The 21969-nt window shown below is 71.9% G+C and carries 25 protein-coding genes; 11 read left to right on the forward strand and 14 right to left on the reverse strand.

The genetic code is table 11. The annotated features are described in order from the left end of the window. Window positions 1–40: 40 nt before the first annotated feature. Window positions 41–808 (reverse strand): Ldh family oxidoreductase, encoded by a 768-nt coding sequence (locus ACFFIA_RS04280; RefSeq protein ID WP_377245528.1) that lies wholly within the window; start codon window positions 806–808, stop codon window positions 41–43. Window positions 809–919: 111 nt separating this feature from the next. Then, a complete protein-coding gene (locus ACFFIA_RS04285; RefSeq protein ID WP_377245531.1) occupies window positions 920–1861 on the reverse strand; it encodes a threonine ammonia-lyase in 942 nt (313 codons plus the stop codon). 101 nt (window positions 1862–1962) lie between these two features. Here ACFFIA_RS04285 and ACFFIA_RS04290 point away from each other — a divergent pair, with 101 nt between their 5' ends. Further along, window positions 1963–2520, forward strand: coding sequence for a DUF4352 domain-containing protein (locus tag ACFFIA_RS04290; RefSeq protein WP_377245534.1), 558 nt, complete (start codon window positions 1963–1965; stop codon window positions 2518–2520). A gap of 63 nt (window positions 2521–2583) precedes the next feature. Further along, window positions 2584–2943, forward strand: coding sequence for an STAS domain-containing protein (locus ACFFIA_RS04295; protein ID WP_377245537.1), 360 nt, complete (start codon window positions 2584–2586; stop codon window positions 2941–2943). Between the two features lie 208 nt (window positions 2944–3151). Here ACFFIA_RS04295 and glpK read toward each other — a convergent pair whose 3' ends face one another. The 9 genes from glpK to ACFFIA_RS04340 form a co-directional block, all read right to left on the reverse strand. After that, window positions 3152–4666 (reverse strand): glycerol kinase GlpK, encoded by a 1515-nt coding sequence (gene glpK / locus ACFFIA_RS04300; RefSeq protein WP_377245540.1) that lies wholly within the window; start codon window positions 4664–4666, stop codon window positions 3152–3154. Between the two features lie 134 nt (window positions 4667–4800). Beyond that, complete coding sequence (locus ACFFIA_RS04305; RefSeq protein WP_377245543.1) at window positions 4801–5124, reverse strand: hypothetical protein; 324 nt, start codon at window positions 5122–5124, stop codon at window positions 4801–4803. A 157-nt stretch (window positions 5125–5281) separates the two neighbouring features. Next, window positions 5282–5776, reverse strand: coding sequence for a hypothetical protein (locus tag ACFFIA_RS04310; protein ID WP_377245740.1), 495 nt, complete (start codon window positions 5774–5776; stop codon window positions 5282–5284). 11 nt (window positions 5777–5787) lie between these two features. After that, window positions 5788–6978, reverse strand: a complete 1191-nt coding sequence (locus ACFFIA_RS04315) for an ABC transporter permease (RefSeq protein WP_377245546.1) — start codon at window positions 6976–6978, stop codon at window positions 5788–5790. Beyond that, window positions 6975–7670 (reverse strand): ABC transporter ATP-binding protein, encoded by a 696-nt coding sequence (locus tag ACFFIA_RS04320; RefSeq protein ID WP_377245549.1) that lies wholly within the window; start codon window positions 7668–7670, stop codon window positions 6975–6977. The genes ACFFIA_RS04315 and ACFFIA_RS04320 overlap by 4 nt, the downstream gene beginning before the upstream one ends. After that, window positions 7667–8815, reverse strand: coding sequence for an efflux RND transporter periplasmic adaptor subunit (locus tag ACFFIA_RS04325; protein WP_377245552.1), 1149 nt, complete (start codon window positions 8813–8815; stop codon window positions 7667–7669). Before ACFFIA_RS04325 ends, ACFFIA_RS04320 begins: the two co-directional genes overlap by 4 nt. A gap of 41 nt (window positions 8816–8856) precedes the next feature. Beyond that, on the reverse strand, window positions 8857–10362 hold the full coding sequence (locus ACFFIA_RS04330) for a sensor histidine kinase (RefSeq protein WP_377245555.1): 1506 nt from the start codon (window positions 10360–10362) through the stop codon (window positions 8857–8859). Further along, entirely contained in the window at window positions 10359–11069 is a 711-nt protein-coding gene (locus ACFFIA_RS04335) for a response regulator transcription factor (protein WP_377245558.1), read from the reverse strand. Before ACFFIA_RS04335 ends, ACFFIA_RS04330 begins: the two co-directional genes overlap by 4 nt. Window positions 11070–11113: 44 nt before the next feature. Next, window positions 11114–12346: an efflux RND transporter periplasmic adaptor subunit gene (locus tag ACFFIA_RS04340; protein WP_377245561.1), complete on the reverse strand. Its 1233-nt coding sequence runs from the start codon at window positions 12344–12346 to the stop codon at window positions 11114–11116. Window positions 12347–12588: 242 nt separating this feature from the next. Between ACFFIA_RS04340 and ACFFIA_RS04345 the strand changes: the two genes are divergently transcribed. After that, window positions 12589–13140: a hypothetical protein gene (locus ACFFIA_RS04345; protein WP_377245564.1), complete on the forward strand. Its 552-nt coding sequence runs from the start codon at window positions 12589–12591 to the stop codon at window positions 13138–13140. Between the two features lie 98 nt (window positions 13141–13238). On the opposite strand, the gene ACFFIA_RS04350 is transcribed toward ACFFIA_RS04345, so the two are convergent. Then, complete coding sequence (locus ACFFIA_RS04350) at window positions 13239–14480, reverse strand: CynX/NimT family MFS transporter (RefSeq protein ID WP_377245567.1); 1242 nt, start codon at window positions 14478–14480, stop codon at window positions 13239–13241. 41 nt (window positions 14481–14521) lie between these two features. On the opposite strand from ACFFIA_RS04350, the gene ACFFIA_RS04355 reads away from it, so the two are divergent. From ACFFIA_RS04355 to ACFFIA_RS04385, 7 genes are read left to right on the forward strand one after another with little or no spacing between them, the layout of a single operon-like run. Next, entirely contained in the window at window positions 14522–15181 is a 660-nt protein-coding gene (locus tag ACFFIA_RS04355; RefSeq protein ID WP_377245570.1) for a FadR/GntR family transcriptional regulator, read from the forward strand. 25 nt (window positions 15182–15206) lie between these two features. Beyond that, on the forward strand, window positions 15207–15650 hold the full coding sequence (gene mscL / locus ACFFIA_RS04360) for a large conductance mechanosensitive channel protein MscL (RefSeq protein WP_377245573.1): 444 nt from the start codon (window positions 15207–15209) through the stop codon (window positions 15648–15650). Between the two features lie 29 nt (window positions 15651–15679). Further along, a complete protein-coding gene (locus tag ACFFIA_RS04365) occupies window positions 15680–15907 on the forward strand; it encodes a hypothetical protein (RefSeq protein ID WP_377245576.1) in 228 nt (75 codons plus the stop codon). Between the two features lie 23 nt (window positions 15908–15930). After that, window positions 15931–16269: a PadR family transcriptional regulator gene (locus ACFFIA_RS04370; protein WP_377245579.1), complete on the forward strand. Its 339-nt coding sequence runs from the start codon at window positions 15931–15933 to the stop codon at window positions 16267–16269. Between the two features lie 7 nt (window positions 16270–16276). Continuing rightward, window positions 16277–17101, forward strand: a complete 825-nt coding sequence (locus tag ACFFIA_RS04375) for an ATP-binding cassette domain-containing protein (RefSeq protein WP_377245582.1) — start codon at window positions 16277–16279, stop codon at window positions 17099–17101. Continuing rightward, window positions 17098–17787, forward strand: a complete 690-nt coding sequence (locus tag ACFFIA_RS04380) for a hypothetical protein (protein ID WP_377245585.1) — start codon at window positions 17098–17100, stop codon at window positions 17785–17787. The genes ACFFIA_RS04375 and ACFFIA_RS04380 overlap by 4 nt, the downstream gene beginning before the upstream one ends. Before the next feature lie 57 nt (window positions 17788–17844). Beyond that, on the forward strand, window positions 17845–18495 hold the full coding sequence (locus ACFFIA_RS04385; RefSeq protein ID WP_377245588.1) for a class I SAM-dependent methyltransferase: 651 nt from the start codon (window positions 17845–17847) through the stop codon (window positions 18493–18495). Window positions 18496–18655: 160 nt separating this feature from the next. Here the strand turns inward: ACFFIA_RS04385 and ACFFIA_RS04390 are convergent, their stop codons facing one another. Together ACFFIA_RS04390 and ACFFIA_RS04395 are read right to left on the reverse strand one after the other, a co-directional pair. Next, the gene (locus tag ACFFIA_RS04390) at window positions 18656–20287 is read right to left on the reverse strand and encodes a sensor histidine kinase (RefSeq protein ID WP_377245591.1); all 1632 of its coding nucleotides are present in this window, start codon (window positions 20285–20287) and stop codon (window positions 18656–18658) included. Next, on the reverse strand, window positions 20284–20970 hold the full coding sequence (locus ACFFIA_RS04395; RefSeq protein WP_377245594.1) for a response regulator transcription factor: 687 nt from the start codon (window positions 20968–20970) through the stop codon (window positions 20284–20286). The genes ACFFIA_RS04390 and ACFFIA_RS04395 overlap by 4 nt, the downstream gene beginning before the upstream one ends. A gap of 209 nt (window positions 20971–21179) precedes the next feature. Between ACFFIA_RS04395 and ACFFIA_RS04400 the strand changes: the two genes are divergently transcribed. Next, window positions 21180–21923, forward strand: coding sequence for a DUF3152 domain-containing protein (locus tag ACFFIA_RS04400; RefSeq protein WP_377245597.1), 744 nt, complete (start codon window positions 21180–21182; stop codon window positions 21921–21923). Window positions 21924–21969 lie beyond the last annotated feature (46 nt).

Genomic DNA, 21969 nt, shown 5'->3' on the forward strand with positions numbered 1-21969 from the left:
GGCATGAACGCCGGTCCGGCCAGGCAGCGGCGCCGGGAGATCACAAGCGGGCTGGGCCGCCCGGCAGGGCGGCCAGCTCGGACCAGAGCCCGCCGTCGACCGGCACACCGTCGCGCAGGCGGGCCGCGCGTGTGGCCGCCTCCGCCTCACCGGGCACGGCGGCCGCCGCGAGCAGCGCGCACAGCCGCTCGGCGTGCTCGCGAAACTCCTCCACCGGCCGAAACGCGGCGACGTCGATCGCTACGACGACCATGCCGCCGCTCTCCTCGTACCCCGACGTGAGGGCCATGACCTGGATCATGAGGGCCAGGCTGGCGGCGGGGTCGACGTCCGCGACCAGCGGGGATCGGCCGGCGGCGCGGGGCGCGGCCCAGGCCAGCGGTCGTCCGGGCCGCATCGCGACGCCCACCGCGCCCTCGACGGCGAGCGCCCGCACGTAGCCGCCCAGCCGCCCCACGTCGCCGCAGTTGCCGACCGTGGCGCTGGCCACGCCGTACTGCCGGGCCAGCCGCCGCACGTGCTCGACCGCCGCCCGCCCGGCAAGCTCACCGAAGCCGCCGAGCCCGTCCACCACGGCCGCCGCAGCACGCACCCCGCCCAGTCGCGGGACCGCCTTGGGGTCGATCTCGCCCGTGCGCACCTTTTCGAGGTACGGCACGAGCCGGCGCACGCCGTACTCCTCCTGGCCGACCAGGTCGGACTCGACCATCGCGGCCGCCACCACCTCCGCCCCCGCCCGCGTGGCGCCGGCCGCGAGCAGCACCTTGGTGGCGACCGCGACCAGGTCGTGGGCATGGATCACCCTCATGCTTCCCTCCGGGAGAGCCGCGTTCCACCGGACGGAACACACATCCATAGAGATGTGTCATATTATGAGGGTCAGGGCGGAAGCCGTAAACTCGGACAGGTCCCAATATGATCAGGAAAGTGACGTGATCAATAGCTGTGGGTCGACATTGCCGCCGGAGACCACAGCGACGGTACGCCCGGGCGGCAGCTCGTCGCCGTGGAAGAGGCGCGCGGCGGCGGTGATCGCGCCGGTCGGCTCGACCACAAGCCGCCCCTCCCGCACGATCCGGGCCATCGCCGCGCGGATCTCGTCTTCGCTCACGGTCACGATGCGGTCGAGCCGTTCGCGCAGGTGTGCGAAGGTCAGCTCGGAGAGGTTGACCCGCACTCCGTCGGCCGCCGTGCGGTAGTTGAGCTCGGTCGGCCAGGCCACCAGCTCACCCTTGGCCAGCGACTCCCGGGCGTCGGCCGCCAGCTCGGGCTCGACGCCGACCACCTTGGCGTGCGGCAGCAGCGCGGTGATCGCGGTGGACACGCCCGAGGCGAGCCCGCCGCCACCGACCGGCACCAGCACCACGTCGACGTCCGGCAGGTCCTCGGCGATCTCCAGCCCGACCGTGCCCTGGCCGGCGATGACGTCCCGGTGGTCGTACGGCGGGATGAGCACCAGCCCGTCCTCGGCCGCCCGCTCCTGCGCCACGTCCAGCCGCTCCGGCGGCGGCACCAGCACCACCTCGGCGCCGAGGGCACGTACCTGCTCGATCTTGACGGCCGGCGCGACGTCCGGGATGACCACCACGCAGGGGGCGCCGGCGCGACGGGCGGCGTACGCGAGAGCCTGCCCGTGGTTACCCGACGAGTGCGTGATCACTCCACGGGCTCGCTGCTCCTCGCTGAGCCGGGCGACCGCGTTGGTGGCGCCACGGAGCTTGAACGAGCCGACCGGCTGGAGGCTCTCCGGCTTGAGCCATAGCTCCTCGTCCCACCTGGCCGGCAGGAGCGGCGTGCGGAAGGCGACCCCCGCGATGTCGCGGGCGGCGGCGCGTACGTCGTCGAGCGAGATCAGCTGCATGGTGTACAGAGTGCCCGGAGGTGGCCGCCGCCCCGAGGCCGGGCCGCCCGCTTATCACGAAGCGGCTCCCGCAAGATAGGACAAAAGCCTAGAATCACCCAATGGAACCATCGGACGGCGAGTCGGGTCGCGGCGCGCGTGTCGCCGTGCTCATCGGCGCGGCCATCGTGCTCGTCTCGCTGTGCTCCTGCGTAGCCGCGGTCGCAGCGGTGGTGACCTGGGGCGACGACGTCTACCGCCGGCTCGTGCACGACCGCGGCGAAACGGTGGCCCTCGGCCAGGCCGGGCGGGACGGCGCGTTCGAGTTCACGGTGAGCCGGATCGACTGCGGGATCGCCCAGATCGGCGATTCGTTCGTCAACCAGACCGCGATCGGGCAGTACTGCCTGGCCGAGCTGACCGTGCGTAACGTGGGCAAACGCCCCGCGATCTTCGAGGACGCGCTCCAGCGGGCATACAGCCCAGACGGCGCCCGCTACGCAGCCGACAGTGCCGCCGGCATCCTCGCCAACTCCGAACATCAGCTCTTCCAGAACCAGATCAATCCGGGCAACCGGGTGACCGGCGTCGTCGTGTACGACATCCCGCAGGACAGACACATCGCCGAGTTGGAGCTGCACGAGTCGGAGGACTCGGCCGGGCTTAGAGTGACCTTGTAGGTCCCCCTCTCCTGCGCGAGGGCAGCCGGTGGAGTACCTTCGTCCCCGTACGGGAGGTAGCGAATGTCCTTGACGGTGAGCACGGTGCAGCAGGGCGACACGGTCGTCGTGACGGTTGCGGGTGAGCTCGACATGGGCACGGCGCCGCAGTTGCAGGACCAGATCACTGACCTGCTCGACAAGAGGCGCAGCCGGCTGGTGTTCGACCTGGCCGAGCTTTCGTTCTGCGACTCGACCGGCCTCTCCGTCTTCGTTCGCGCGAAGAACAACTGCGACGAGGCGGGCGGCATCTTCCGGCTGGCCGCGCCCCAGCGGGGTGTCCTGCGGATTCTCGAGGTCAGCGGGCTGGTCGAGGTGCTGGAGACCTACCCCACGGTCGAGGATGCGCTGGCGGCGGGGGCCGCGGCGCCCGCTGCCGACTGAGCGCTGGTCGACCCTCAGGGCGCTCGGCGTCCCGTCGTGCTGCTCCTGTGTGGCGCGTTTCGCGCGTGACAGTGCGCCACCTCCGCATCGACCCGCTCGGGTGACCAGCCGACCACCAGGTCGGCGGCCGGCCGCGCCGCCACGTCCCCCGGTCGAAGACCTCGATCGAGATCCGGATACGGCCGGTGAGCCTGCCGCGCGAGGGCGGTCACACGTCGACCCAGTCCAGGGTCCGCCGCACCGCCTTCTTCCACTTCGCGTACCCCTCCTCGCGTCGCTCCTCCGACCAGGTCGGCGTCCACCGCTCGCTCTCGTTCCAGTTCTGGCGCAGCTCGTCGGTCGACTTCCAGAAGCCGGTCGCGAGCCCGGCCGCGTACGCCGCGCCGAGTGCGGTGGTCTCGGCGACCACCGGGCGGCTCACCGGCACACCGAGGATGTCGGCCTGGAGTTGCATGCAGAGCCGGTTGGCGGTGACGCCACCATCCACTTTGAGCACGTCGAGGTGTACGCCGGAATCCTGCTCCATCGCCACCGCGACGTCGCGGCTCTGGTAGCAGATCGCCTCCAGCGTCGCGCGGGCCAGGTGGGCGTTCGTGTTGTACCGGGAGAGCCCGACGATCACGCCGCGTGCGTCGGACCGCCAGTACGGCGCGAAGAGCCCCGAGAAGGCCGGTACGAAGTAGACGCCCCCGTTGTCCTCGACCTGCGCGGCGAGCGTCTCGCTCTGCGCTGCGCCGCTGATGATGCCGAGCTGGTCACGCAGCCACTGTATGGCCGAGCCGGTGACCGCGATCGAGCCCTCCAGCGCGTACACCGCGGGCGCGTCGCCGAACTTGTAGCAGACCGTCGTGAGCAGGCCGGACTTCGAGCGGACGAGCGACGTACCGGTGTTGAGGAGCATGAAGTTGCCCGTACCGTAAGTGTTCTTCGCCTCGCCCTCGGCGAAGCAGACCTGGCCGACGGTGGCCGCCTGCTGATCGCCCAGGTCCGCGGTGAGCGGCACCTCGCCACCGAACGGGCCGCCGGGCAGGGTCACGCCGTAGCGGCTGGGGTCGGACGACGGGCGGATCCGCGGCAGCATCGCCCGCGGGATGCCGAAGAACGAGAGCAGCTCGTCGTCCCAGTCGAGCGTCTCCAGGTTCATCAGCATCGTGCGGCTGGCATTGGTGACGTCGGTGATGTGCACGCCACCATCGACCCCGCCGGTGAGGTTCCACATCAGCCATGTGTCGGTGTTGCCGAAGAGGGCCTCGCCGCTCTCCGCCGCGGCTCGGACGCCGTCGACGTTCTCCAGGATCCACTGGATCTTGCCGGCGGAGAAGTAGGTGGCCGGGGGGAGGCCGGCCTTCTGCCGGATCACGTCACCACGTCCGTCGCGGTCGAGCGCCGCGGCGATCTGGTCGGTCCGCGTGTCCTGCCAGACGATCGCGTTGTAGTACGGCCGGCCGGTGCGCCGGCTCCACACCACGGTCGTCTCGCGCTGGTTGGTGATGCCGAGGGCGGCCAGGTCGGAGGCGTGGAGACCGCGGTTGTTCATGGCGGTGCGGATGACGGCGGACGTGAGCTCCCAGATCTCCACCGGGTTGTGCTCGACCCAGCCGGCCCGGGGCAGGATCTGCTCGTGCTCGAGCTGGTGGCGCGCCACGTCGTTGCCACTGTGGTCGAAGACCATAAATCTCGTGCTCGTGGTGCCCTGGTCCACCGCGGCGACGAAGTCAGCCATGCTCGTTCTCCTTCAGGTTCCGGCCTCCACAGTCTCCGCCCCGGCCTGAGCCGGCTCAGGTGGCCCCGCCGTGGGCAGGAAACGGCCGAACGGAGTTGGCATGCGGCCGCGCCCGGACACGTATGGATCCAACCTCACTGACGCCCGCGCACCGCGGCGACGATCGCATCGACGGCGGTCACCGGCAGCGACATGGCGATGTCCCAGGTCTCGTCGTCGTGCCCGACCATGATGGTCGCGGTGTCGCCGTCCGCGGCCCAGTGCACGCGCGAGCCGGCCGACTCCCCCACGTGCAAGCAGCGTCGCGCCGCCCAGTCCGCCTCCCGGATCTGACCGAGCGTGGCGAGGGCGGCGGGCGTGGCACGGAGGTTGAGCTCCCAGCCCGACGCCTGAAGCTTGACGGCGACGAGCGTGGGCTCGCCAGGACCGGAAACAGGATCGACCGTCACATCCACCACGTGCGCCATGCTGCCAGGCGCCGCCGTCTTCTCCGCGCGGCCCCTCGGCTCCCGCATGTGGCGGTGTCGGGCCGCGCTGGGACGACGCCTCGCGGGCTCCGGCGCGGGATGCGCCGCTGGTCTAGCGGCCTTCGTCGCCCGCCAGCCGTCACCGCCCCTACTCGGTCCTGGTGACGGTCGACGCGGTCACCGTGCCCTCGGCGTCGGCGGCGCCGGACTCCACGCTCACCTTGTCGCCGGCCTTGAGGTCTTCCAGGGCGCCCGGCACGCGCACGTCGGTGTCGCCGTTGGTGCGGACCGTGACCAGCTCGCCCGACGCCGTCTCCACGTAGACCGTCGTGCCGTCGACCAGCTTCACCGTCCCGGTGGTCGGCGCCTGCGTGTCGCCCTGGGGACCGGTGCCGCCCTGCGTGCCGTTGCGGCCGCCGCCTGGATAGGCCGTCGGAGGGGTGAAGCCGCCCTGCCCGCGGAGCCCGCCGCCCGGGCCGGTCGCGGTGGCCGGCGTCTCGCCCCACGCCTTCTGGACCTCGATGCCGGCCACGAAGCCGCCCACCAGCACCAGGGCCACGGCGAGGACGATCGTCCACCGGTTCCACCAGCGGCGGCTCGCGGCGGCGGCCAGCTCGGCATCCAATGTGGAGGTGGTCAACACAGGCTCCCGGGTCACTCGTAGCGGAGGGCGTCGATGGGGCGGAGGCCGGCCGCTCGGTTGGCCGGCACGCTGCCGAAGAAGAGCCCGATCGCCACCGACACGCACAGCGCGAGCGCGAGCGAGCTGGGCACGACCACCGGCCGCACGCCCACGATCGTGAAGTTGCTGCCGATCAGGGCGGCGGCCACTCCCAGCCCGCCACCGAGGAGGCTCAGCATCGTCGCCTCGGCCAGAAACTGGGTCAGGATGACCCGCCGGGGCGCGCCCAGCGCCTTGCGGATGCCGATCTCGCGGGTCCGCTCGGTCACCGTGACCAGCATGATGTTGGTGATGCCGATGCCGCCCACGAGCAGGCTGATGCCGGCGACCGCCCCGAGCAACGTCGTGAACGTGTCAGCGGTCTCGGTCTGGGTCTCCAGCAGCTGCGACGCGTTTTGGATGCGGTAGGGCTGGGTCGTCGAGGAGGCGGGCACATCGATCCGCTGAGACAGGATCAGCGAGATCTGTGCCTGCGCGTCGGACACCTTCCCCGGACCGGTGGCCTCGATCACGATCGAGTTGAGCGGGCCGAAGCCGGTCAGGGCCTGCCGCACCGCGGTGAGCGGCGCGATCGCCACGTCGTTGGCGTCGAGAAAGCCGCTGGCGCTGCTCTTCTGCTCCAGCACGCCCACCACTGTGAAGAGCGCGCCGCTCACGGTGATCTCCTGCCCGAGCGGGTCGGTGCCAGGAAAAAGCTCCTCCGCCACGGTCTGCCCGATCACAACCACGCGCCGGCCCCGCTCCAGGTCGTCAGCGGTGAACCCGGCTCCTCGGCCGACCGGCGAGTTGGAGGCGCCGAAGTAGCTCGGATAGCTGCCCACGAACTGCTGCACCGAATGATCGGTGCCCTGGTAGGTGAGCGTGGCCTGCGTGCTGGTCACCGGCGAGACCGAGGCGACGTCGGGGGCGAGCACCGGGTCGTCGAGCGCCTCTGCGACGTCGAGCGTGAGGGCACCGCTGCCGCCGACGGCCTGCACGGTCAGCGTGTTGGTGCCCAGCGCCTCGATCCGCTCGGCGACCTGGCGGGCCGAGCCGTTGCCCACCGCGACGAGCAGGATCACCGCCGCCACGCCGATCAGGATGCCGAGCATGGTGAGGCCGGAACGGAGCTTGTTGGCGCCGATGCCGCGCACGGCGAAGCGCAACACCTCGAAGATGCTCATGTCAGCACACGCTCCTGGCGCACGTCGGTGGCGATCTGACCGTCGAAGAGCCGGATCAGCCGGCTTGCCCGCGCGGCCACGTCTTCCTCGTGGGTGATCAGCAGGATCGTGCGGCCGGCCGCGTGCAGCGCGTCGAAGATGCCGAGGATGTCCTCTGTGGAGCGACTGTCGAGGTTGCCCGTGGGCTCGTCGGCGAGCACCAGCGCCGGCTCGGTCACCAGCGCCCGGGCCACCGCCACGCGCTGCTGCTGGCCGCCGGAGAGCTGGTTGGGCTCGTGATCCGCCCGGTCGGCGAGCCCGACCATGTCGAGCGCGACCCGCGCCCGGCGCCGGCGCTCCGCCGCCCTCACCCCCGCGTACGCCAACGGAAGCTCCACATTGGCCAGTGCGGTGGTGCGCGGGATGAGGTTGAACGACTGGAAGACGAAGCCGATCCGCCGGTTACGCACCAGCGCGAGCTGGCGGTCGTTTAGCCTGCTCACGTCGACACCGTCGAGAAGGTATCGCCCGGCGGAGGGGATGTCGAGGCAACCGAGAATGTTCATCAGAGTGGACTTGCCGGAGCCGGACGAGCCCATGATCGCCAGGTATTCGCCCCGCTCGACCGTCAGCGAGACTCCGCGCAGGGCGTGCACGGTGGCAACTCCCTCGCCGTAGACCTTCGTTACCTGGCGGACGTCCAGCACGCTCACCGGCCACCCCCGAGCCGCGCACCGCCGCCGGGCGGGCCACCGCCGCCCTGGAACCCACCGCCGGGGAAGCCGCCGCCGGGCAGGCCGCCCTGGTTGGTCGAGGTGGTCGGCATGTTGATCACGACCTGCTCGCCGACGGTCAGACCCGACGTGATCTCCGTGGCGCTGTCGCCTTCGAGCCCGATCTCGACCGGCCGGGTCACCCGCTGGCCGCCCTCCACCACGGTCACCATGTGGCGGCCGCCCACGCTGGTAAGGGCGGCCGGGTTGACGTACACAACATTGTCGACCTGCCCCACGGTCACGGACACGGAGACGCTCTGCCCCGCGCGCACCCCCTCGGGAAGCTCGTCGAGCGAGAACGTCACGCCGTAGGTCACGACGTTGTTTTGCGAGGTGGCATTGGGGTCGATGGCTGCGAGCTTGGCGACGACCTCCGTGCCGGGGAGTGCGTTCCACGTGACGGCGCCGGTCTGGCCGGCCTTGAGCCTGGTGGCGTCGGCCTCGCCGACCGATGCGGACACCTCCAGCCGGCCGAGGTCGGCGATCTCGATGAAGCCGGACCCGCTCTCGCTGCTCCCGCCGGTGGAACCGCCCGAGGCCGCCCCGCCCACCGAACCGTTGACCGCGGTGACCGTGCCGGCCATTGGCGCCTTGAGCGTCGTGCCGGCCACACCGTCTTCGGCCTCCTCGACCTCGCGCTCGGCCTGGCTCACCTGGGCCTCGGCCTCGGACGTGTCGCTGCCGGCCTCCTCGGCCCGGTCGAGCGCGTCCTCCGCGGCGTCGAGATTGGCCTCCGCGGCGTCGAGCTGCCGCCGCGCCGCCTTGTCGTCGACCGTGGCCAGCACCTGGCCCTTGCTCACCTTGTCGCCCACCTGGACGCGGATCTCGGTCACCGTGCCGGAGGTGCCGAACGAGGCACTTGCCGTCGATGCGCTCCGCACGGTGCCGGACGCGGTGACCGTCGCGGTGACAGTGCCCTGGGCCACCGGCAACGTGCGAGTGCTGCCGGTGCCCGACTCGGCCGCCTCGGCGCTGGCGAACGAGGTGTAGGCCCAGGTCGCGGCGCCCGCGACGGCCAGCGCGAGCACAGCGTTGACCAGCACGGCCGGCGACAGCCTCAACCTCGGGAGAGAGCGGAGCATGGGCGACAGCTTGAAGGAGCCGGCTCGGAACAACCCCTGGGCTAGCTCAAAGCTGCCTGGGAACCTGTCGGCAGCAGCACGCGGAACGCGGACCCCCGCCCCGGCCTGGTGTCCAGCTCGACGCGACCGCCGTGGCTGCTCACGATCGCCGCCACAATGGACAGACCGAGCCCCGAGCCACCATTGCGCCGGGCGCGGCTCGGATCGGCCCGGTAGAGCCGCTCGAAGATGCGCCCCGCGTGCTCGGCGGGCACGCCCGGCCCGTTGTCGGACACTTCGAGCACGGCGACCGGCGAGCGCCTGGGCAGGTCGCCACCGACCGAGGCGGCCAGCGAGCGCGGCGGTCGATAGGCCCCCAGCCGCCCCACGCGCACGGTGATGTCGGCCTGTGGCGGCGTGTGCTGGAGCGCGTTGGCGACCAGGTTGGTGGCGACCTGGCGGAGGCGGTGCTCGTCGCCGAGCACGGTCACCGGCTCGAAGCCGCACTCGTCGTCACCGCCGAACCCGGCCAGCCGCACCGGCCGGTCGGGACGGCGGGCATGCGCGTCGCGGATCGTGTCGGCGGCGATCGCGAGCAGGTCGACCGGGCGGCGCTGCGGCTCGCGCTGGCGGTCGAGGCGGGCCAGCAGCAGTAGGTCTTCGACCAGCAGCCCCATCCGCGCGGCCTCGGACTCGATGCGCGACATCGTCTCGTCGAGCCCGGGGCCGGGCGGGGCGCCACCGCGCCGGTACAGCTCGGCGAAGCCCCGGATGGAGGTGAGCGGCGTGCGCAGCTCGTGCGACGCGTCCGCCACGAACTGCCGGATCCGCTGCTCGGAGGCGGTGCGCGCGGCCACCTCCGACTCGATGCGGTCGAGCATGGAGTTGAGCGCGATGCCCAGCCGCCCCGACTCGGTGTGCGGGTCGGCGTCGTCGACCCGGCGGGTCAGGTCGCCCGCCGTGATCTCGGTGGAGGTGCGCTCCATCCGCGTCAGCGGGCGCAGGCCGATCCGCACCACCGACGCGGCGACCAGCCCGAGCAGGAGCAGCACGACGAACATCACGATCAGGTCGATGACCAGCAGCAGGTCGGCGGTGGCCTCGACCTGCCGCAGCGAGACGGCCGGCACGGCCACGGTGCCGTCGACGCGCTCGACCACCACCACGCGCCAGTGGTCTTCGCCGTCGACCGACTCCACTGTGAACGGCTCGCCGCCCGCCCGCTCCAGCAGCTCGGTGAACGCGCCGACGTCGGGCGGCGAGATGCCCTCGACGTCGGAGGTCGGCAGCGGATTGCCCGCCGCGTCGTAGGAGAGCATCGTCTTGTACGGATCGAAGCGGCCGCGCGGAAACGGATCGGGGCGCACCAGCCGCGCCTGCGGTGGCCGGGACACCGACTCCATGCGGCTCATGCCGGTGAGCTGGTCGTCGATCTGGTTGGTGAGGTATTGCCGGAGCAGCAGGATGCCCGCACCGTTGGACGCGATCAGGGCGACCGCGGTCAGCGCGGCCACCACGACGACGAGGCGGGACCGCAGCGTCCAGTGCCGCCACCTGGGCAGTCTCACTCGTCTGGCGCCCGGGGCAGGCGCAGCGCGTATCCGACGCCCCGCACGGTGTGGATGAGGGGCGGCTCCCAGCAGTCGATCTTTTTGCGCAGGTAGTAGACGTAGGACTCGACGATCCGCCCGTCGCCGCCGAAGTCGTAGCTCCACACACGGTCGAGGATCTGTGTCTTGCTGACCACGCGCCCGGCGTTGACGAGCAGGTAGCGCAGCAGGTTGAACTCGGTGGGCGACAGGTCGACCAGCCGCCCGCCGCGGCGCACCTCGTGCGCGTCCTCGTCGAGCTCCACGTCGGCGTAGCGCAGGATGCCCTGGTCGCCCTCGCCGTCGGGCTCGATGCGGCTGCGGCGGAGGATCGCCCGGATGCGGAGCACGACCTCCTCCAGGCTGAACGGCTTGGTGACGTAGTCGTCGGCGCCGACCGTCAGCCCGGAGATGCGATCTTCGACCGCGTCGCGGGCGGTCAGGAAGAGCACCGGCACGCCCGAGCCGGAGCGCAGGCGCTGGGCGACCTGGAACCCGTCGAGGTCGGGCAGCATCACGTCGAGCACCACCAGGTCGGGCTCGAACTCGGCCGCGACGGCCAACGCCTCGTGCCCCCCGCTCGCCACTCGCACCTCGAAGTCGATGAGCCGCAGCGTCGCGGAGAGCAGGGCACAGATATTGGGCTCGTCGTCGACGACGAGCACTCGGGTCAACTTGCCAGCCACATCACCCTTCTACGGGAACTGCCTCAGAGTTTGCTGGGAACTTCCTAGGCACCAGCTATGACGATCTCATCGCCCTCGATGAGCCCACTTTTGATCTCGGTGTGCTGATCGCCGCGCAGCCCGACCTGCACCGCGCGGGTCTCGTCGCCCGCGGCCGTGCGCACGAGGACGGTGCCGTCGCCGCGCACGGCCGTCGATGGCACGCGCAGCACGCCGGTGACCTCGCTCGTCCGGACCCGGATGCTCGCGCTCTGCCCCACCAGGAGGTCGGTCGGCACCTCCTCGAAGGCGAACACCGCGCCGTATCGCACCATGTCGCCATCGACGGCACCGACGGGGCTGACCCGGACGACGCGCGCCGCGAACTCCTCGCCGGGCCGGTTGGCGAGCGTGACCGTGGCGCTCAGCCCGGCGGCGAGGTGGCCGGCGTCAGCCTCGGGGAAGTCGGCGGACACCTGCATGCCGGCCACGTCGGCCAGGGAGACGAAGGTCTGCCGCGCGGTGACCTCGGCACCGACCGCGCCCGCCACCGACAGCACCTTGCCACCGATTGGCGCTGTGATCTTCGTGCCGGCCAACTGGTCCTCGGCTTCGGCGAGCGCCAACTCGGCACTCGTGACCCGCTGCCGGGCCGCGAGCACCGCGTCTGCGCCCCGCGCACCGCCGCAGTCGGGGCTCGCTCCGCCGCCCGGCACGGAACCGCCACCGGGGCGCGCGGTGCTGCCCGGGCTCGCCGGCGGGCTGGACCGTGACGGCTGGCTCGGCGCTGGCGGCACGACGGAGCGGGACGGCGACGGGGAGGTGGACGGCTGGCCGCTCGGTGACGGGGACGGGGACGCCGTCGGGTTCGGGCCGGGCGTCGGGGTGGTGCCGCCGGTCAGCGCCACCGGCACGACGGCCGCGGTGCCGGTGGCCGAGACCGCGCAGGTGCCCGAGCCACCGTCGAGCGCCGCCTCCGCCTCGGCGAGCGCGTCCTCTGCCTCGGCGAGCGCCTCTCGCGCGTCGTCGACCCGCTCGCGTGCCTCGGTGGCGTCGATCTCCGCGAGCACCTGGCCGGTCTCGACCTGGTCACCGGCACGCACGCCGACCACGGTCACCGTGCCGTCGGTGGCGAAGCCGAGCGTGCGGGTCTGCGCCGGCTCGAGCGAACCGGTGGTCGCGACGGCCGTGGCCACATCGCCCCGGTCGACCCGCGCCGTGCCGCTCTGGGCCGGCGGCGCCGGCTCACCGGCGGTCAGCGCGTATGCCCCCGCCCCGGTGAGGACGACTGCTGCCACGACAAGACCGCACACGAGCCACCGTGTGCGGCCGCGCCATCTCTTCCGGCGAACGCCCATGGGTCGTCAGTCTCGACGGCTCACCTCGCAGAGGGCTGAGGCGTACCTCGGAGTTTCCTCAGAGTCGATTCGAAGCGTTTTCTGAGGTTGGTCTGACGGGGCGTGAAGGTACAGGCGGTTGTATATCCCGGCGTGCCGTAGAGGCCCCCGATCCGCGGCACGACAAAGGATGGAGGACCCACGTGTCTCTGCGCACGCGATGGACGCTCGCACTGGCGGCCGGATCGGCGGCCCTGCTCCTCGCCGCCGGATGCGGCTCGGACGATGACTCCGGCGCAGACGCGGGCGGCGGCCCCGGCGGTGCCTCGGCATATCTCGACTGCCTTCGAGAGCAGGGCATCGACGTTCCGGACACGTTGCCGTCCGGCCGCCCGGGCGGCTTCCCGTCGGGCCGGCCGACCGCGTTTCCGAGCGACCGGCCGTCGGGCGCGCCGGGAGGTATCGGCGGTCCGGTCGGCAGCGCACCGCCCGGGCGGATGGGCGGCTTCCGGCCCGAGGGGGTCGACGACGCGACCTGGCAAAAGGCGCAGGAGGCGTGCGCTTCGGCGCGGCCGAGCGGCGCACCGGGCGGCGGTCCCGGCGGAGCCAACCGCGAGGCCGGCGCCGCCTACCGCAACTGTCTCGCCGACCGCGGCGTCGACCTGCGGGCCAATCCGAGCACCACCGACCCCGAGGTCGCCGAAGCCATCAAGGCATGCGAGGTGCTCCGTCCGGCCGCGACCCCCACTCCATGACCGGCACACCAGTTGCTGCTCGCCACACGCGGCGACCGGCCACACGCGGTGAAGCAAGCCCGCGAAGGCACGCCGGGAAAGGCGACGCGCGAGGGAGGTCAGTCCTCGACAAACCGGGGGCGGGCGACCGCCAGACCCGCCACGATCTGGACGACAGCCGCGCCGATGAGGAAGCCGAGCGGGAGGTTCCAGCCGCCGGTCAGCTCATACAGCGCGCCGACCACCAGCGGGCCGAGCGCCGCGATCAGATACCCCAGGCACTGGGTGAAGGCGGAGAGCGCCACGGTCCCCTCGGGCGTGCGGGCGCGCAGGCCGATCGCCACCAGCGCCAGCGGAAAAGCGCCCTGGCCGATCGAGAGCAGCACGACCCAGACGACGGCGCCGTCGTGCGGGGCGATGGCGAGGCCGACGTAGGAGGCGATCATCGTGGCCGACAGGCCCAGCACGAGCGGCCGCAGGTTGTTCAGCCGCATCGCGAGCGCGGGCATCACCAGCGCCACCGGGATGCCGACCGCGGTCACGCCGGCGAGCAGCAGGCCGGCGGTCTGCGGCCGATAGCCGGAGTCGCGAAAGAGCTGGGCCAGCCAGCCCATCGTCGCGTGGCCGCTGAGCGCCTGCGCTCCGAAGTAGATCGCCATCGCCCACCCCACTCGCGTGCGGGCCGGGCGCACGCGGGCGGCCAGCGGTGCGACCGCGGCCTGCGTGGTGCGGCGGCGAAAGACCGCGGGGAGCCACGGGAGCATCGCGATCACGGCGAGCAGCGACCACGCGCCGAGCCCGGCCCGCCACGAGCCGAAGGCGTCCGCGATCGGCACGGCGGAGGCGGCGGCCACCGAGGCGCCGATGGTGAGCGAGACCGTGTACGCGCCGGTGACCAGCCCGGTCCGGTGCGGGAAGTGCTGCCGCACCAGCAGAGGGAGCAGGATGTTGGCGACCGCGATGCCGGCCAGCGCGACTGCGCTCGTCGCGATGAAGACGACCGTCGAGCCGGTGGCGACCCGCACCGCCTCGCCGGCCAGTAGCGCGACCATGGCGGCGAGCACGATGCGGCCAGCGGTGAAGCGGCGGACCAGCCAGGGCGCGAGCGCTCCGAAGGCGGCGAAGGCGATCGTCGGCATCGTCGTCACCACCCCCGCCATCGCGCCGGAGAGGTGCAGGCCGGTGCGCACCTCCTCGAGCAGAGCGCCGAGGCTGGTGATCGCTACTCGCAGGTTGAGCGCGACGAGCAAGATGCCGGCGAGGATCAGGGCGGTGCCGCGCGGGCGGGCGGCTGGACCGGTCTGGATGGCGGCGGGGACAGGGGCTGCGAGGGTCGATGCTGGCGGAGCCACGGCCTCCATCTTAAAATCATGGGATGATTTATGGTCGGGTGATGTAACCGATGACACTCGCCACGCGCTCGCGTCCCACGCTGGTGCGACAGGTGATCGACCAGCTTCGCGAGCAGGTCGCGAGCGGCGAGTGGCCGGTGGGCAGTCGCATCCCGACCGAGCCGCAGTTGGTCGAGGCGCTCGGCGTGGGGCGCAATACGGTGCGCGAGGCGGTGCGCGCGCTGGTCCACGCCGGCGTGCTGGAGTGCCGCCAGGGCTCGGGGACATATGTGATCTCGGCCGACGAGATGACCGGCGCGGTGACCCGCCGGCTGGCCGGCGCGCAGGCGGCCGAGGCCGTCGAGGTGCGGCGGGCGTTCGAGGTGGAGGCGGCCCGGCTGGCGGCCTTACGCCGTACCCCGGAAGACATGGCGGCGCTCGACGGCGCGCTCGCCGACCGCGAGGCCGCGTGGCGCGCGGGCCGGGTCGAGGATTTCGTCGAGGCCGACGCGGTCCTCCACATCGCGATCGTGGCCGCCGCGCACAATACGATGCTGGCCGAGCTGTACGCCTCGTTCGCCAAGACGATGCTGCGCCCCTCGATCGCCGCGTTCGTGGGCGACGAGCTGCACTCCGAGGACCGGGGTGGCCACGACCGCCTGGTCGAGGCCATCCGGGCCGGCGACGCCACGCTGGCAGCCGCCGAGGCTGGGGCATTTCTGGAGGTATGACGCCAAGACCACTACGGTGCTGGGCATGCTCAAGGGTTTCAAAGACTTCATCATGCGCGGCAACGTGGTCGACCTCGCGGTCGGCATCGTCATCGGTGCCGCGTTCACGGCGGTCGTGACGCAGCTGACCGACTCCTTCCTCGAACCGTTCATCCAACTGCTCGGCGGCGGCCAGGAGCTGTCGGGCAAGTGGACCGTTCGCGATGCGACCTTCGACTGGGCCGCGTTCGTCAACGCCGTGATCACCTTCCTGCTCACCGCCGCGGCCCTCTACTTCCTCGTCGTCCTGCCGATGAACAAGCTCGCCGAGCGCCGCCGCCGCGGCGAGGAGCCGCCGCCGGCCGCACCGAGCGAGGAGGTCAAGCTGCTCACCGAGATCCGCGACGCGCTGCTCGCCTCGCGCGTGCCCGAACAGCACCTCGGCGCCGTCGACAACCTCGTCAACCGGGATCGACCCAGCCAGCGATAGTCGAACATCTGTTCTATACAGTGCCCCGCATGGAACAGCGAAAGCACTGGTGGAACGGCAAATGGGGGCGGCTCGCGCGCCGGGATGTGTACCTGCGCGCCGATGCCGACCAGTGGTTCGTGGAGCAGCGCGCGGGCGGGGCCGAGGGGATCTCCCGCTTCTACGAGTACGACAGCGAGGACGAGGCGTACGAGACCGTCCGCGCGCTGCTGAGCGGTCCGGACGAGTGGCGCTCGCTAGATGGCGATGCCATCTAGGTAGCTGTGCTACCTTCTCCGGCGTGGATCAGGAGCGGCGGGCACAGTGGCTGCGAGGCGTGCTCGACGTCTGCGTGCTCGCCCTGCTCGGCCGCCGCGAGTCTTATGGCTACGAGATCGCCCAGGCCCTCGATCGGGCGGGGCTCGGCCAGATCCAGGGCGGCACGCTCTACCCCGTCCTGCTGCGGCTCCAGCGCACCGGCCTCGTCGCGGCGCACTGGCGCGACGGCGAGGCGGGCCCCGCGCGCAAGTACTACCAGCTCACTCCCTCCGGCGAGGAGGCGGTGCGCCAACTGTCGGCCGACTGGCGCGGGTTTGCCGGCCGGGTCGACGAGCTGCTGTTCCCGCGATGGAAGAGGTGACCAGCCCATGATCGACGAGAGGTGGCTGCAGGCGCTGGGGCAGGAGCTCGCCCGGCACCAGCTCGCGCCGGAGGTGATGCGCCACGTGGTGGCCGAGGCCGCCGCCCACCTGCGCGACAGCGGACAGCCGGCGCTGCGCGCCTTCGGCACGCCGCAGGGATACGCGGCCGCCGTCGCCGACAGCCTCGCCAGCCAGCGCCGTCCACCACGGCGTCCGCCGGGCCGCGTCCGCCTCCAGGCCACCAAAATCACCAAGAGGTACGGGCGCCGCGTGATCCTGTCGCCCACCAACCTGACCGTCCACGCGGGCGAGGTGGCCGCGATCGTCGGGGCCAACGGCTCGGGCAAGAGCACGTTCCTGCGCATCTGCGCCGGCTTGCTGTCGCCCGACTCCGGCGAGGTGGTGATCGACGGGCGGCTCGGCTACTGCCCGCAAGATGGTGGCACCTACGACTTCCTGCTTCCCGAGGAGCATTTCGTACTCGTGGGAGCCGGCCGTGGCATCGACCGTGCCCAGGCGCGGCGGCTGGGGCGCGCGGGCGCCGCGACCCTGCAGTGGGCGCCGGACGGCACGCAGGCCCGCCACCTCTCCGGCGGCACGCGGCAAAAGCTCAACCTGGTGATGGCCTCGCTCGGCGACCCCGACGTGCTGCTGCTCGACGAGCCCTACCAGGGCTTCGACCGTGGCACATACCTCGACTTCTGGCAGCACGTGTGGCGGTGGCGCGACGAGGGCCGGGCGGTAGTGGTCGTCACCCACCTGCTCAACCAACTCGACCAGGTCGACCAGGTGCTCGACCTGAACCCGGGCGCGCGGGAGGTCGCCGCATGAAGCTCTTCACCGTCGCCGAGATGGCGCTGCGCGAGCTGCTGCGCCGCCGTGGCGTACTCCTGCTGCTCCTGACCCTCCCTCTGGTCAGCTACCTGGTCCGGCACGACCACGTGGGGCAGTCGATCCGCTTCCTCCTGCTCGGCCTCGCGTGGGCGGTGAGCACGGCGGCGCTCTTCGCCAGCGGGAGCAGCCGGCAGATCGAGCCGCGCCTGCGCCTGTCCGGCTACCGCAGCCACCACCTCTACCTCGGCCGCCTCACCGCCATGTGGCTGCTGGGCGTGGTGGTCGCGGCCCCGTTCTTCGCGCTGATCGCACTCGACCATGGCGGCGAGGTGCGCCTCGGTGCGGTGGCGGCGGCGATGGCGCTCGCGGTCACGGTGGCTGCCCCGTTCGGCCTGCTGATCGGCGCGCTCGTGCCACGCGAGTTGGAGGGCACGCTGATCCTGCTGGTGACGATCAGCCTGACGATGATGATCGACCCCGCCGACTCGCTCACCAGGCTGACGCCCTTCTGGGCCAGCCGTGAGATCGCCACCTACGCGGTCGGCGACACCGGTTCGGAGTTTCTGGTGCGCGGCCTGACCCACGGCATCCTGGTCAGCGTGCTCGCGACCGCGCTGGTGGCCGTGCTCTCCACCATCCGCCTGCGGACCCGCCCCCACCTCCGGTACGCGGCTCCACGCTAGGGCCTGCCCGTGCGCACGCGGCAGACGCTGGTCAGGTGACCGGCTAGCGTCGAGTGCATGGAGGACGACCGCCGCACCGACCGGCTCCGCCGCCGGTGGGACCGCATGTCCAGCTCGTATGACGGCAGCATGACCCGCGCCGACCGCCGCTTCTTCGGCGACACGAGGCAGTGGGTCTGCGGCCAGGCGACCGGCGATGTGCTCGAGGTCGCGATCGGCACCGGTCTCAACCTGCCGCACTACCCCGGGGGCGTGCGCCTGACCGGTGTGGAGTTCAGCCCCGGCATGCTCGCGAACGCCCGCCGCCGCGCCGCCGAACTGGGCCGCGCGGTCGACCTGCGCGAGGGCGACGCCCAGGCACTGGATCTGCCGGACGCCGCGTACGACACGGTGGTGTGCACCTTCGGGCTGTGCGCCATCCCCGACGACCGCAAGGCGCTGGCGGAGATGGCCCGAGTGCTCCGCCCCGGTGGCCTGCTCCTGCTCGCGGACCACGTCGAGGCCGGCCCGAGGACGCTGCGCGCGGTGCAGTGGCTGCTCGAACTGGTGACCGTACCCACGGCCGGCGAGTACTGGCGCCGCCGCCCAATCCGCCAGGTCGAGGCGATGGGGTTCACTGTGGAGGGTCACGACCGCTTCCGGCTGGGCCTGGTCGAGCGGCTGGCAGCCCGCAAACCGGCCACACACCCCGAGGAGCAGCCCAGCTAGGAGACCGTGCAGGGGGCACCGGCCGGCAGGCCCCTGGCCGCAGATCAACCTCCGCGAAGCACCGACAATCGCTCATAGGCCCCACGCACCGCCGCGCCGCAGCGGTCTGGACCACGACGGGCATCGCGGCAGCCCATATCCCTCCCTTGGCATAGATCGTCTAGCCGTGCACGGCTGGGAGGGTGATCGTGAAGGTCGTGCCCACGCCGAGTTGGCTCGCGACCGTGATGGTGCCGCCGTGGTCGGTGACGATCTGGCGGGCGATCGACAGCCCCAGCCCGCTCCCGCCCGTGCGGCGGCCGCGGGCCGAGTCCGCGCGCCAGAAGCGGTCGAAGACGTACGGCAGTGCGGCCGGCGCGATGCCCGTTCCCGTGTCGGCGACCCGGACCACCGCGGTCGTGCCGTCGACCGCGGCCGTGAGTGTCACGCTGCCGCCGGAGGATGTGGCACGCAGCGCGTTGGTCACCAGGTTGCCGAGCACCTGCCGCAGGCGGTCAGGGTCGGCGTACACCTGAGCCGGGCCCGGCACCGCCACCACCAGACGCACGCCCGCGGCCTCGGCCACCGCGTGGTGGGCGGCGCGGCTGGTCTCCAGGAGTTCGGCCAGGTCGATGAGCGTGCGGTGGTACGCGAGCGTGCCCGCCTCGGCCAGCGCCAGATCCTGGAGGTCGTTGACGATTCGCTGCTGGAGTACGGCCTCCTCGTGCAGCGACGCGAAAAGCTCGGGGTCGGGGGCGATCACACCGTCCTTGAGCGCCTCAAGGTAGCCGCGGAGGTTGGCGAGCGGTGTACGCAGCTCGTGCGCGACGTCCGCGACCAGCCGGCGCTGCCGTTCCTCGCCGCGCTGGAGGGAGTCGGCCATGCGGTTGAAGGAGCGGCCCAGCTCGGCCACCTCGTCGCTGCCCACGACGGCGACGCGGCTGGTGAGGTCGCCACGCCCGAGCCGGCCGGCGGCCTCGGTGAGGCTGGCGATGGGGCGGAGTACACGGCGGCTGAGCACGGCGGTGCCGGCGAGCGCGAGCAGGGCGATGCCGGAGGCCGCGGCGAGGATGGGGGCGACCGCGAGCGGCGACGGCTGCTCGCCGGCGAAGCCGAGCGTCACCCGCAGCGGGGGCGCCGCCACCTCGCTGATGACATCGGTGAACGCCTGCGAGAGGCAGCTCTCCAAGGCCACTCCGACCAACCCGGGCTCCTTGCAGGCCGAGATCCGCTGCTCCCCGAACTCCAGGTCGCGCCGCGACTCGGCCGACTTCTGCCGGCAATCGGCCACCGCCCGGGGATCCGCGTCCGGCGCTCTGAAGGTGGGTACCCCGAAGGTGCCATTGATCTTCTGGACCGGGTATCCGCGGCGGGTGACGCAGGCCGCGAAGCGCACCCCGGCCCGGTATCCGCTCGCTGCCTTGGTCGTTATGCCGAAGGGGTCATCGGCCGCACTCAGATCAAGCTTGGGGCGGGGGTCGACGAGCGACGCCGAGGGGCCGAGATCGCGTGCGGTGATCCCCTGAAGCGTGTCGGTGTCGGACACCACGATGCCCGACTCGGTGGCCAGGTGGATGCGCTGGCCGGTACTTATGGAGAGGTCGTAGACGAGGTTGGGCACGCCCTCCCAGGTGCCGTGCGTCTGCCCGTACTCGAGCAGCGGCGTCGTGACCCGGTCCATCACCGCGCGGTCGGCGGTCTGCGACTCGGTGATCTGCTGCGACGCCTGGCGGAGCACGATCCAGGCGGTGGCGCCCACGGCGGTGACGGCCACGAGCGTGACCAGCACCAGCACGCGGACGCGGAAGCTCAAGACTCGGCCAGCCGGTAGCCGCGGCCGTAGACGGTCTGCACGTAGCGGGGCTCGGCGGCGTCTTCCTCGATCTTGCGGCGGAGGTTCATGACGTGGGCGTCGACCGTGCGCTCCAGCACATAATGGTCGAAGCCGAACGCCCGGTCGATGATCTGCGCCCGCGTGAACGCCCGCCCCGGCTCGCCCGCCAGCACCTCCAGGATGCCGAACTCCTTCGCCGTCAGCACGATGGGCCGCCCGCCGACCCGTACCTCGAATCGCCCTGGATCGATCTCCAGGTCGCCCACCTTGAGGACGGCCTGGTTGCCGGCGGTGACCGCGCCCGCGCGGCGGAGCAGCGCGCGGACGCGCGCGGTCAGCTCGCGAGGGCTGTAGGGCTTGGTGATGTAGTCGTCCGCCCCCACGTCGAGGCCGAGCAGCATGTCGTCTTCGGTGGTGCGGGCGGTGAGCAGCAGGATCGGCACCGCTGACTCGCCACGCAGGATGCGGCACACGTCGAGGCCGTCGACCTGCGGCATCATCACGTCGAGCACCACGAGGTCAGGCTTGCGAGCGCGCGCCTGCTCCAGCGCCGTGCGCCCGTCGCCCACGACGAGCACACTGTGACCCTCCCGCTCCAGGTAGACCCGGATCAGGTTGGCCTGCTTGGGGTCGTCCTCCGCGACCAGGATCCGCGCGCTCATGGTGACCCATACTGCCTCGCGCCGCGATGAAGTTGCAGTGAAGAACGGCAGACAGACGGCTTCTTCAATGGTTCTTCACGACCGCCTCCGTACGGTGCCGCCCATGGGACGCGAACAGGAGGAACGGTGGCGCCGCGCCGCCCGCCGGCGGATCCGCGAGACGCTCGCCCTGCGCCGGGCCGCCGCGGCAGCCGCGGAGGACCAGCGGCATGCGGCGTGAGAACCGCGCACTCGTCTACGTCGTGGTCAGCGTGGGCGCCGTCGTGGGCGGGCTGATGTTCGCGGCCGGCGGCTTCGCGATTCGCAACAATTCATCTGGTACGCCCACCAACTGGACCGCGGCTCCGACCCTCCCACCCCCAACCACCGTCGAGACCCCGGAGGCACCGCCGCCCACGACGGCTCCGCCGACGTTCCCGCAGAGCGGCGAGGGCACCTTCCGGCGCGCGACCGGCGACGCCGAGCGCGTCGGCACCGGTCGCCTGCTCCGCTACCGGGTAGAGGTGGAGCGGGGCCTGGGGCAGGAGCCGGGCGAGTTCGCGCAGTGGGTCGACCGCGTCCTGGCCGACCCCCGAGGCTGGACCGCGCGGGGACGGTGGGCGTTTCAGCGGCCGGCCAGCGGACCGGTCGACTTCATCGTGAAGCTCGCCAGCCCCGACACCGTCGACGAGATCTGCGGCCGGTACGGCCTGGACACCGGTGGCGAGGTCTCCTGCCGCGGCCAGGAGAACGTCGTCATCAACGTCAAGCGCTGGATCCTGGCCACGCCCGCCTACGCCGGCGACGTCGACATGTACCGCCATCTGGTGGTCAACCACGAGGTCGGCCACTTCCTGGGACACGGCCACGCGTCGTGCCCCGGCAAGGGCCGGCCGGCGCCGGTGATGCAGCAGCAGATCTACGGCATGGGCGGTTGCGTGCCGAACGGCTGGCCGTACCCGCAGGGGCAGTAGGGCGGAAGGTCGCATACGGGCGTTGTGTGTGGCCTTCCGCCCGGTG

It is taken from the genome of Phytohabitans kaempferiae, assembly GCF_042433955.1.
GTDB lineage: Bacteria > Actinomycetota > Actinomycetes > Mycobacteriales > Micromonosporaceae > Phytohabitans > Phytohabitans kaempferiae.